Raw genomic sequence first — 10,482 nt, forward strand, 5'->3', positions numbered from 1 at the left:
ATTAGAATCGGGTGTTTATAAACTTGATAATGAGAAAATTTATTTGAATGGAATATTATGTTATACCATTTCTATGTTTTATGATGAGTTAAGACATAGTAAAATTGAACCAGAGATCCAAATTGAAGAGGGACCGGTTTGGGTGTTCGGAGATTCTTTAGCTTGGATTCGCGTTATCGAAAATTAAATAGGAAATGACATAAAAATAGGTGAGCATATGATATGCATCATGCTACAGCAGAAGTATGAAGAGATTTATCTTAGAATTAGCAATGGTACAAGCGCAATTGAGCAACAAGATATAGAGCATATATTTGAACGCTTTTATACAACAGATTTGTCGAAGATGAAAAAGTCTACGGGGCTAGGTTTAGCAATTGCAAAAGAATTTGTTTTAAAAATGGGTGGATCAATCGAGGCGGAGCTTAATAATGGTATATTTGCAATTAATATTCATATAAGTGGATAACCCTTAATAATATCTTAATTTTTACAATAGCATAAACTTAATATATATGTGTTATAACTATAGTAGACAAGTTTTATTTCTATAAAGGAAATATGGTTGAGTAGTAAAATCAAATTAATAAGGAGGTTATATGTATGTTTAAGAAAATTTTTGTAATAGCAGCATTATTCGGATTAGCAGGTGCCTACATTAAGCAATGTTGTAAAAAGACATATTGTACAGTAGACTCAGAGAGTAATGGAAACGGCTAATATGGAAGAGCAGGAAAGTAATTCGAAACAGTAAAAAGGGTATCGATTCTAATATGAGAGTTGATATCCTTTTTACATTTGTTAATGTTGTAGGTTAGGGGAGGAGTGTGTATACTATAGGAAAGGAGTGTAGGTTATGAAAGAAATGTTTAAGAAAAGGAGAGTCTGGCTACTTACATTATTTCCACTAGGGCTGATAGTGCTATTAGTAGTAAGGAATAGTGAGTACATAGCCGAGTATTGGTTTGCTAGAGGAATCTATAGGGTCTATGCACAGAGTATGAGTTTCATAACAGGTCTTGTTCCAATATCTATTGCTGAAATCGGATTGTATTGTATTCCGTTCTTAATAGTATATATTGTCTTTCGTATGGTGAGACGACTAGTACGTGATAAGGAGAATCGTAAGGAGACAATTGCACGTTATGTAGTGAATGCGCTATGTACTATTAGTACAGCATTCTTTCTTTTCATGGTGTTTTGTGGAGCAAATTATTACCGTTATCCTTTTAGTAAGATTTGTGGATTGAAGGTAGAGAAGTATTCCATCGAAGAACTATATGGGTTGTGCGAAGAGCTTGCCCTAAAGGCCAATGACTTGAGAGCACAGATTACCAGTGTAGATGAAGATGGCATATTCAAGTTATCTACTTCAGATTATGAGACAGCTAAAGAGGCAAAGAGAATAATGAGTGAGTTTGGGAAAAATTATGATTCCTTATCAGGATTCTATAGTGTTCCCAAGCCAGTAATAGCATCTAGGGCAATGTCGTATACAGATACAACAGGTTTATTTGTAAGTATTACAGTGGAAGCAAATGTAAATGTAGATGTTGCTGATTATGGAATTCCAGCTACTATGTGCCATGAACTTGCGCACCAAAAAGGATATATGCGAGAAAATGAGGCAAATTATATCGCGTACTTAGCATGTATGAACTCTGATAATATTGAATTTCAATATAGTGGGGTTATGGATGCTTTATCCTATGCAACAAGTCAATTATATGATCATGATATAAAACTCTATAAAAAGATAAGAGCTATGTATAGCGAAGAAGTATTAGCGGATCGTGTTGCAAACGCTGAGTATTGGAACACTTATCATAACGAGGTAATTAGTACGGTATCATCAAAGATTAATGATGCATATCTAAAGGCTAACAATCAAGCAAGTGGAGAACAGAGTTATGGCGAAATGGTAGACTTGATGTTAGCGGAGTACCGGGCACGTAAGTCTTCCAAAGAATAATGCTAGGATTCCGCCAGTGGCAACTTTAATATGAATGTTGAACCGCCACCGGGTGTGTTTTCTACTTGAATGTAGCCGTTATGGAGCGTCATTAACTCTTTAGCTACGCTAAGTCCAAGTCCAAAATGAGAAGTATCATTTCTAGAAGGATCTGCCCGATAGAATCGATCAAATATGGAAGCTTTGTGTTCATCAGGAATTCCAATACCATGATCGATAATATATAGATAGAACCAATGTTTGTTTACATAAGGTCGAAGGATAATTGTACTATCTATAGGAGAGTAACTAAGGACGTTATCAATTAGAATTCCAATGACTTGTGTTAAACGAGTCTTGTCCACTTCAATTGGTGGAAGTTCTTCATCAGGAAGATCTAAGTCTAGGTAATGCTCTCTTTTTTTGCATGCTTCATAGAAGGAGTCAAATAAATCAATTAGATAGGGTTCGGTTTCTATAAGTTGCCTTTGAATATGCCATGTTTTAGAGTCGCTAGATGCAAGTATTAACATATCACTAATAAGGCGTGACATATAAGTGCATTCTTCAATAATCTTATTTATGAATTTCTTTGAATCCACTCCATCAATAAGAAGTGCAGAGGCGTTAGTTTGTATAATAGTAAGTGGTGAACGTAAGTCATGAGAAGCAGAGGCAATAAACGTGTTTTGCTTTTTTTCATTTTCTATAGCAGGTTTCAAAGCTTTATTAACTAGATAGCAGCTTACAAAAAAGAGACCAATATTACCTATAATAGCAATCCCAACAAACAGTAGTGATTGGATAATCTTATCATTAAGTTCTTGTGGGCGAAACTGAATTAAAGTAAGTTGTAATGTGGTATCACCTGTTGAAATTAATGAAATAGATGCATATGCAACACTTGCATGTTTTGGTTGGATTTCATAGATTGGGGATGCAATCTTAGTAGGTGAAGTAAAATTGGAGGTAAGATTCATTCCATCATTCATTGCCAGTTTTTCAACAGAAGAGATTACATTTTCTCGTTGAGATTCATAATCTGTATGAGTATCGTGTGGTATATTCGTAGAGAAAGGATTCCATGAACCGTTATATAAGAAAGGAATTCCGTTCTCTCTAATATGTATTATAAGTTTATATTTTGTTTCCATTTGAGAAAGCCATCCGTGTGAGATTATCTGCTCGGTTTGCAATTTATAATTAATAGTATCCTGAACCGTTTTATAACTATCTAAGGAGTGAGACTTAATTTGTTTTAGATTAAGAAATAAGGAACCAATTATACTGATAGTTAAAATTAAGCTACTTAAGGAGGTAAATAGAAGAATTAGATGTTTTCTTAATTGTTGTAGCATGGTTCTACTCCTCCCTCAATGTATACCCAATATTATGTATTGTTTTAATAACTATATTTGCTTTAACAGAATGAAGATGGCGTCTCAAAAAATGCATATAGTTATCTAAGTTTCCATTTTCTACAAAGTTATCAGGGCCCCAAACGTAAGCAAAGATTTGTTCCCTATGAAGTACTTGATTAGGATGTCTCATAAAATATTCAAGTAGATCACTCTCTCGTTTAGCTAGAGGACAACTTTTAGTTGGAGTTTGAATCTGTTGAAGAACGGCATCAAAGGTCAAATTACCAAAGGATAGTAGCTTGGTTTCAGTTAGGTGATGGGGTCGTCTTGCAAGAGCGCGGACACGTGCTAACAATTCCTCAATTGCAAATGGTTTTACAACATAGTCATCAGCGCCAGCATCCAGTCCGTCAATACGGTCATTAATTTGATCCATAGCTGTAACCAGTATAACCGGGACTGCTATATGATTACTGCGAATTTTCTTTAGTATAGTAAGTCCATCCATGACAGGTAACATACGATCTAAGATGATTACGTCATAAGAATGTTGTAAAACATAATACAATGCCTCCTCTCCTGTATAGCAGATATCTGTATTATATCCTTGAGTCTGCAAATGAAAACTAATGCTGTCACATAAGTTTTTGTTATCTTCTATTATTAATATTCGCATAATAAACTTGGTTCCTTTACGTTCGTGGATTTTGCTATGTATCCTAATCATAAGGATTGTACTTAGCTATATACAGTGTATCATAAATTTCTCTAAAAAAAATCTAAATTGAACAATAATAGGAATATAAAGGGAATAAACCGTATCTATTTAACGCCAAATTATTATTAACTTGAGGCGGTTTAAACGGGAACAACCAACTAAGGTATGGTTTAAAGCTTTTATTAAGATTTGAATGATAGTATGAAAGACAGTAAGTGATAAAGATTACAAAACTATGCAATGAGGAGGAAATGAAATGATACAAAGAAGGGGATATAGCTTTATACATAAGGCCAGTAGCTTATTGATGGTTATATGTTTAATTCCAACTGTAATTACTGGGTGTGGGAAAAATTCAAGTAATGGCTCCGAAGATGAGGTACCTATGGGGAGATATGTAGAAGAAGAGATTGCCATGCCTGATGGTGTTGCAAAAGGGAAGGAAATAGCATTTCAATTACTAAAAAATCCTGATGGAGCTCTGGAGATTGTTTCATGTAATAGGAGCAATACGGATGATGAATATATATATGAGTATGATGGAAATACATGGAACAAACAAGAGACAGATTGGATTAGTAAAGCAAGCGACTTGAAGAACATGCTAAATATGTCATATGGGGGTGATGGTAGCATATATGCAATGTATTTAGAATATGGTGAGAAGAGTAGCCAAGTAGAAATTGCAAAAATTAAAAAAGATGGTTCTATCGAAAAGGTAACTATTGATGATTACAAAAGCGAAATGCAGTTTGATAAGACACCGTTCTCATTTTTAGAAACGGGGAAAGATTCCTATGTTGCAATTGGTTTCGGATCAGGAAACATATATAAAGACGGAAAGAATATAGATTCCTTTGAGATAGGAGACTATCCCTTTGCTTATTCGAATAATCAAATAATGGCATTAACAAAGGATTCAACAGGTATCCAAGTTGTTGATATTAACACAGGAGAGATAGTAAATGAATTAAAACTTCAAGATAATAATATACCACAAGCGTTCTCTGCAGATAATCAGGGAAATTGGTACGTGGTCTCAGCGGGTGGTTTATATCGTATTGCGAAAGACGGTAAGACATGGGAATTGGTAATAGATGGTTCTTTAACAATGATGAATGATCCATCTATATCAATTGATACAGTTGTTATTGGAACGGAAAACGATTTTTACATCATGTATGAAGGTGAGGAAGGAAAGCGTTCCCTTTATCATTACTATTATGATAAAGATATGCCAACTACTCCGAGCACCACATTAACCATCGCCTCGATGGAAGAGATTCCTACGATTAAAAATGCAATCCAGTATTTCCAAAAAAGTAATCCAGATATTAAAGTTGATTACCAAATTGGGTTGCAAGACAATACGGCTATGACGAAGGAAGATTACATAAAGAATCTTAATACGGAGTTATTAGCAGGAAAAGGTCCAGATATTCTTCTATTGGACGGTATAAATGTAGAGTCTTATATTGAAAAAGGAGTGCTAGAAGACTTAGGAGATATCATTAATCCCCTATTGGATCAAGATGAGTTACTGGATAATGTTATCTCAAATTATAAAAAGGAAGATAAAATTTATTGTTTCCCAATAAGGGTTGGAATTCCTGTTGCATATGGGGAAACTGATGCCGTTCAAGCAACAACATCATTACAGAGCTTGACTTATTTCGCAGCTACACATAAGAATCCGCCAATATTTGAAGATCAGTTTCTTAATACAACAGATCTTATTAACATTATGAATCTTTGTTATTCATCAGATTTTATACAAGATAATAAAGTGTTAGAAGCGGAAATGAAAGAATTTCTCTTATCATTAAAGGAAATGAAAGAGGAATTGGTATTAGTAGAGGGAGATCAAGAAGAAGGGATGGACTACTTTAGTATAAATGGAGATAATTTCGGCGATAGTTTGTCCATATATTATAAAAAGCAGAGTTTAAGTATTCGGATACTAAACAATATGTATGATACATATCCAATTTATGAAGCAATTGAGAAGAACAAAGGAACTGTAGACGCAATTGGAAATCAATTCATACCTCAGGGCCTGATATCTATAAATGCTGCTTGTAAAAAGAAGGACATAGCGACTGAATTTATTGGTATACTATTATCAGATAAAGTACAAAGTAAAAATCTTTCTGATGGTTTTCCTATAAATCAAAAAGCTTTAGATGAGTTTCAAAAAGCAAAGGATGATTTTACATTTTATGATAGGGATTCCTTTGAGGCGACACAACCAAGTGAAGACAAGCGACAAGAGATCATAGCAATGATAAGGAAGGTTAATATACCTATTACAGATGAAAGATTGCGGAATTTATTTATGGAGGATGCTAAAGATTACCTAGAGGACAAAATTGATTTGGATACAGCTACTGAGAAAATTATGTCCAAAGTGAATGTTTATCTAAATGAGTAGATAATTAACCATATTTAAATAGAGTAGAATTCTTTATATAAACTAGAAACCGAATTGGTTATGGAATAAGAGGCCAATTCGGTTTGCTTTGTTATTTCTTATAATTTGGATTATTCTCTTACAAGAACCTTCTCAATTTCAGCGATATATAACTGATGAAAGTCCTTACTAGGATACCATTTATCAATTAAAGAAGGATCTAGGAAGCTGGATTCAACTAATGGTTGAGCAAAGAGTTTTTTGCAAATAAGTACAAGTTTAGCTTCTTCAAAGTATGGAGTATCAAGATCTGTGGCTACAGTAAGACCTGATTTACTAACCTTATCTTCATCACGTCCAGATACCTTACCTAAGTAAGCTAATGTCTCTCTATATTTATTATCGTAGAAGGATAATGAAAAATGAGTGGAACTATCTACGAATTCTTTAGTAAAGCGTTGAGGACGAATCACGGTGAATGCCACATCTCTACCCCACATAACACCAAGTCCACCCCAAGAGGCAGTCATGGTATTTACTTTGTTATCTTTCGCTGCAGTTACAAGCATCCAGTCACTACCGATTAATTTACAGACATTTTTGTCTATTTCAGTTGCTTTAATTACTTTGAACTCTGACATATAAAACTCCTTTCGTTCTTCAAATCATTATATATTCTATGTAAAAGTTTCTTTTAGTATATCATATTATAAGCTTAAAAACTCAAGCATTTTATTACATACATAAGGTGGTTTAATGCTACTTTACTTTTTAATCTTTACTTTTTTATTTTATTTATTTTAAATTAATCTATATATAGGTGTTAATAATTAATAAAATATGTTGATAAATGGAAAATTCAATGATATAATATGCTTATTTTATATGATTAATATAGGCTTTATCATAAGTTCTACGCTGTAGTAAAATATAGAGGAGTAATTAATCTATTATATATGGTACTACGAGAATAATTAATGAGAATAAGTATTACACCAACAAAATATGATAATCTTTAAGTATTAGTAATCAAAAAGATTATTACCAGAGAAATTTTTAAATCATAAACTATTAATAGGGCGAATACAAAATATTAGTGTATGGTTAGGAGAATCAGAATGATTTATAAAAGATTTAGAGCAGTACTAGTAGTTAGCTTTATATTTTTAATGTTATTCACTGGATGTACAAATAAAGAACAATCAGGTAAGGAGTCAATAAAAACGGATAGCGTAGGAACCGATTCCTCGGAACCAGATTCAACGTCTCTAATAGGAGAAGAAGAAAGTACTCCTGCTCCAAGTGATGAGTTACTTGGTTTGTCACCGATCGGTATAAAGTTCTATAGCGGTGACACTCATAAGGGAGATGCTGATATAGTATTTATTAATTCCGATACTGGTTGGGATGCCCTTTATGATGTAGGTGATACTCATCAGCAAAATGTAACACTGTATAAGACAATTGATGGAGGGTTACATTGGGATAAGATTACTAGTACGTATGATAAGAACTATACAATACCCCTTGAGGCAAAAACAGGTATCACATTTCTTGATGCCAATTATGGGTGGATAACAACCATGACACCTCAAGAAGGATATATTGGGGTATTTAGGACTGTAGATGGAGGTTACAATTGGGAAAAACAAGAGATTGCAGTTCCGACAGAATACAGTACGGATCTATTTTGTACTCAGCCACCGACTTTTTTTTCGGAAGATCAAGGTGTTTTATTAATTGAGCATTCTGATGATAGTGTTAGAATATTAGACCCTCTAGTTTTTATAACAACTGACAAAGGAGATACTTGGATACAATTAGATAAAGACTCTGATGAACAAAACATTAAATGGACCTATTCTGAAGATGCTAACGGAGACATTATGTGGAGTGTTACGTATAATAACCAGTTATGGAAATCGAATGATGGAATGATGTGGGAGATATCCGATTAATATTTGTTTAATTATTTGAGAGTTATCTAAAAAGTTATTAGGTATAGTATCGTTAAATAAGGATAAAGACTACACTACTGTATTTTTTTAGAAGAGTTAAAATATGAATTGTGTAAAAGAAGCGGAGCAAAGCTCCGTTTCTTTTACTAAAAATATTAATTAGGTAGTTTAGATGCTATATTTGCATCTCCCCATAATACTGCCAAATGGTAGGTGCTATACCATTAATAGAATAACAGCCACTCATTGACGTGGGTGGAGTATTAAAGGTTGAACCACTCGGATAGTTAGCACCCCAAACTGTTTTCGCATATCCTGGGGAGTTTGTTGTGCCCATAATAGATTGCCATGATCCTTTACTGGTATATACTCCTGTATAATATTTGGAATAAGAAGAAGTAATTTTGTCGACAAATCCTTTAAACACCTGGTAATTCAAGGTGGAATAAGTACTGATGTCACTAGATGTAAGCCAACCACCGAAACCAGATTCTATGTCTGCAAAAATTGTGTACATATTTACATTAGTTTTAAAACTTAGTGCAGTAACTGCAGAGGATGCTTGTTGTGCACCCCAATTATGAGCTAGTGTTGATGTGTAGGAACTTGCGCTTTCATATAGGCTATCTTTTTCGGGACCTTGAATCCCCCAATACATGTATACTTTCTTTGCTAGTGAAGCTCCAGTATTATTGAAATAAGTAGAATTTGCTGTTAATCCATATCCAATACGACCAGCATAAAAATCATGAGAAGTAGAACCAGTTGGGAAAACAGCGGTATCGCTATCAATACCATAATACATAAATATCATCCTTTCATATGTTTTGATTTAGTAATTTGTTAGTTAACTGATCAATTAAGTTCTTTGTGAAATCACATATATTAAAGAGAATTTTATTTTCATAATGTAAACACAAAAGTAATAAAATAACAAATTTTTTTAGAATTCTTTAATAATGGGTCTTATAATGGTTTCTATCGAGAATTTAGTAAATCTAGAGGAATATTACTGATAGTGCGCTAATTTATATATCTCTGAGTGATCTGTTTTCTAAATTGTCACTTGGAGAATTATCTTTTATTCTATAGCAGAAAAATAAGTCACGGGCTATGCAGGTGTGCTTAGCTTCAGCTTCAAGTAAAAACTATATGATATAATTACATGGATTTCCAACTGGAAAAATACAGTGGAGTTAGGGGAACAAAAAAGCCCCTAGTAGGGGCAGAGCAAGCCACCAACTAAGTTGGTGATCTTGACTATAGAACCGGATCTATATAGATCAAGTGATTCTTTATTATGTTTACTCCTATTATTAGAAGTTTATGATTTATTGCTACTATTAAGTTTTTGTAGGGCATCCTTAAGTTTCTCAGGAATTGGAAGACCAAGTTGTCCGGCATTCTCTAATATGCTAAACCCCTCATTTGCCAAATAAAACATAATGACCAATGTTCTAATCGTACGTCCTGTTCCAACAACGTAATTGTCGATTATATTTCCCATAGTTACTATCAAAAAAATTAAAAATTTTTTTGATATACCTTTAAAGCCTACTGTACTTGATAATTTTTTAGTGTGAATAGCCAATAAAATTCCAGTAATATAATCAATGGCGGTAAAGGCAATAAGCGCATAAATGAGTGAATCAAATCCTGCAAAAATCCACCCAGCAACTCCTTCTATAATATGTTTCATAATTAACCTCCTTGTTTATCGCTTGTCCAAAAGTATGGTTTTTAATTTATTTAAAGCTCTATTTTTCATTTGATTTACAGCTTGCCTGGTAATACCATTGGCATTTGCAGTTTCAGTGACGGTGAAACCTTCATAAAAAATCATTTTAATAATTATAAATTCTGGCTTTGTTAAAAATTTTTCCAAGAAATCATAATCAACATTTAAATATTGGTCGTTAGTGGCTGTTAGTGCATCCAAATAATATAATTCCTTTTCTGTTAATTCGGAATATGATTTGAAGTCTTGTATTTTTATTATATTTATCAGATTCTTAATATAATTGTTGTGAATTGATGTTGCTAGGTATGAAAACATGCAGCCGTGATCTGTATTTTGTATTTTT

The 10,482-nt window shown here is 33.3% G+C and carries 10 protein-coding genes and 1 pseudogene; 5 read left to right on the forward strand and 6 right to left on the reverse strand.

The features are described 5' to 3' along the window. From ACW2QF_RS14200 to ACW2QF_RS14210, 3 genes and pseudogenes are all read left to right on the forward strand, one after another. A pseudogene (locus tag ACW2QF_RS14200) lies at positions 1–187 on the forward strand (sensor histidine kinase); the annotation flags it as partial. Between the two features lie 18 nt (positions 188–205). Next, positions 206–469: an ATP-binding protein gene (locus tag ACW2QF_RS14205; RefSeq protein WP_455716674.1), complete on the forward strand. Its 264-nt coding sequence runs from the start codon at positions 206–208 to the stop codon at positions 467–469. A gap of 387 nt (positions 470–856) precedes the next feature. Beyond that, positions 857–1,972 (forward strand): DUF3810 domain-containing protein, encoded by a 1,116-nt coding sequence (locus ACW2QF_RS14210; RefSeq protein WP_455716665.1) that lies wholly within the window; start codon positions 857–859, stop codon positions 1,970–1,972. 2 nt (positions 1,973–1,974) lie between these two features. On the opposite strand, the gene ACW2QF_RS14215 is transcribed toward ACW2QF_RS14210, so the two are convergent. Both ACW2QF_RS14215 and ACW2QF_RS14220 read right to left on the reverse strand, forming a co-directional pair. Next, a complete protein-coding gene (locus ACW2QF_RS14215; RefSeq protein WP_455716666.1) occupies positions 1,975–3,309 on the reverse strand; it encodes a sensor histidine kinase in 1,335 nt (444 codons plus the stop codon). Positions 3,310–3,313: 4 nt separating this feature from the next. Further along, entirely contained in the window at positions 3,314–3,988 is a 675-nt protein-coding gene (locus ACW2QF_RS14220) for a response regulator transcription factor (protein ID WP_455716667.1), read from the reverse strand. A 298-nt stretch (positions 3,989–4,286) separates the two neighbouring features. Here ACW2QF_RS14220 and ACW2QF_RS14225 point away from each other — a divergent pair, with 298 nt between their 5' ends. Continuing rightward, positions 4,287–6,461 carry an extracellular solute-binding protein gene (locus tag ACW2QF_RS14225; protein ID WP_455716668.1) on the forward strand — a complete coding sequence of 725 codons (2,175 nt, stop codon included), beginning with the start codon at positions 4,287–4,289 and terminating at the stop codon, positions 6,459–6,461. Positions 6,462–6,571: 110 nt separating this feature from the next. On the opposite strand, the gene ACW2QF_RS14230 is transcribed toward ACW2QF_RS14225, so the two are convergent. Then, a complete protein-coding gene (locus ACW2QF_RS14230) occupies positions 6,572–7,081 on the reverse strand; it encodes a flavin reductase (RefSeq protein WP_455716669.1) in 510 nt (169 codons plus the stop codon). Positions 7,082–7,558: 477 nt separating this feature from the next. On the opposite strand from ACW2QF_RS14230, the gene ACW2QF_RS14235 reads away from it, so the two are divergent. After that, positions 7,559–8,398 (forward strand): WD40/YVTN/BNR-like repeat-containing protein, encoded by an 840-nt coding sequence (locus ACW2QF_RS14235; RefSeq protein WP_455716670.1) that lies wholly within the window; start codon positions 7,559–7,561, stop codon positions 8,396–8,398. Positions 8,399–8,573: 175 nt separating this feature from the next. On the opposite strand, the gene ACW2QF_RS14240 is transcribed toward ACW2QF_RS14235, so the two are convergent. The 3 genes from ACW2QF_RS14240 to ACW2QF_RS14250 all read right to left on the reverse strand — a co-directional run. Then, entirely contained in the window at positions 8,574–9,203 is a 630-nt protein-coding gene (locus tag ACW2QF_RS14240; RefSeq protein WP_455716671.1) for a hypothetical protein, read from the reverse strand. 519 nt (positions 9,204–9,722) lie between these two features. Further along, entirely contained in the window at positions 9,723–10,097 is a 375-nt protein-coding gene (locus tag ACW2QF_RS14245; RefSeq protein WP_455716672.1) for a phage holin family protein, read from the reverse strand. Positions 10,098–10,112: 15 nt separating this feature from the next. Beyond that, positions 10,113–10,482 (reverse strand): sigma factor-like helix-turn-helix DNA-binding protein (locus ACW2QF_RS14250; protein ID WP_455716673.1); only part of this gene is annotated, 370 nt, incomplete at its 5' end.

The organism is Anaerosporobacter sp., assembly GCF_965301125.1.

Coding starts and splice junctions, on each gene's coding strand:
- ACW2QF_RS14210 (WP_455716665.1), top strand. CDS start 857: ATGAAAGAAATGTTTAAGAAAAGGAGAGTCTGGCTACTTACATTATTT.
- ACW2QF_RS14215 (WP_455716666.1), bottom strand. CDS start 3,309: ATGCTACAACAATTAAGAAAACATCTAATTCTTCTATTTACCTCCTTA.
- ACW2QF_RS14220 (WP_455716667.1), bottom strand. CDS start 3,988: ATGCGAATATTAATAATAGAAGATAACAAAAACTTATGTGACAGCATT.
- ACW2QF_RS14225 (WP_455716668.1), top strand. CDS start 4,287: ATGATACAAAGAAGGGGATATAGCTTTATACATAAGGCCAGTAGCTTA.
- ACW2QF_RS14230 (WP_455716669.1), bottom strand. CDS start 7,081: ATGTCAGAGTTCAAAGTAATTAAAGCAACTGAAATAGACAAAAATGTC.
- ACW2QF_RS14235 (WP_455716670.1), top strand. CDS start 7,559: ATGATTTATAAAAGATTTAGAGCAGTACTAGTAGTTAGCTTTATATTT.
- ACW2QF_RS14240 (WP_455716671.1), bottom strand. CDS start 9,203: ATGTATTATGGTATTGATAGCGATACCGCTGTTTTCCCAACTGGTTCT.
- ACW2QF_RS14245 (WP_455716672.1), bottom strand. CDS start 10,097: ATGAAACATATTATAGAAGGAGTTGCTGGGTGGATTTTTGCAGGATTT.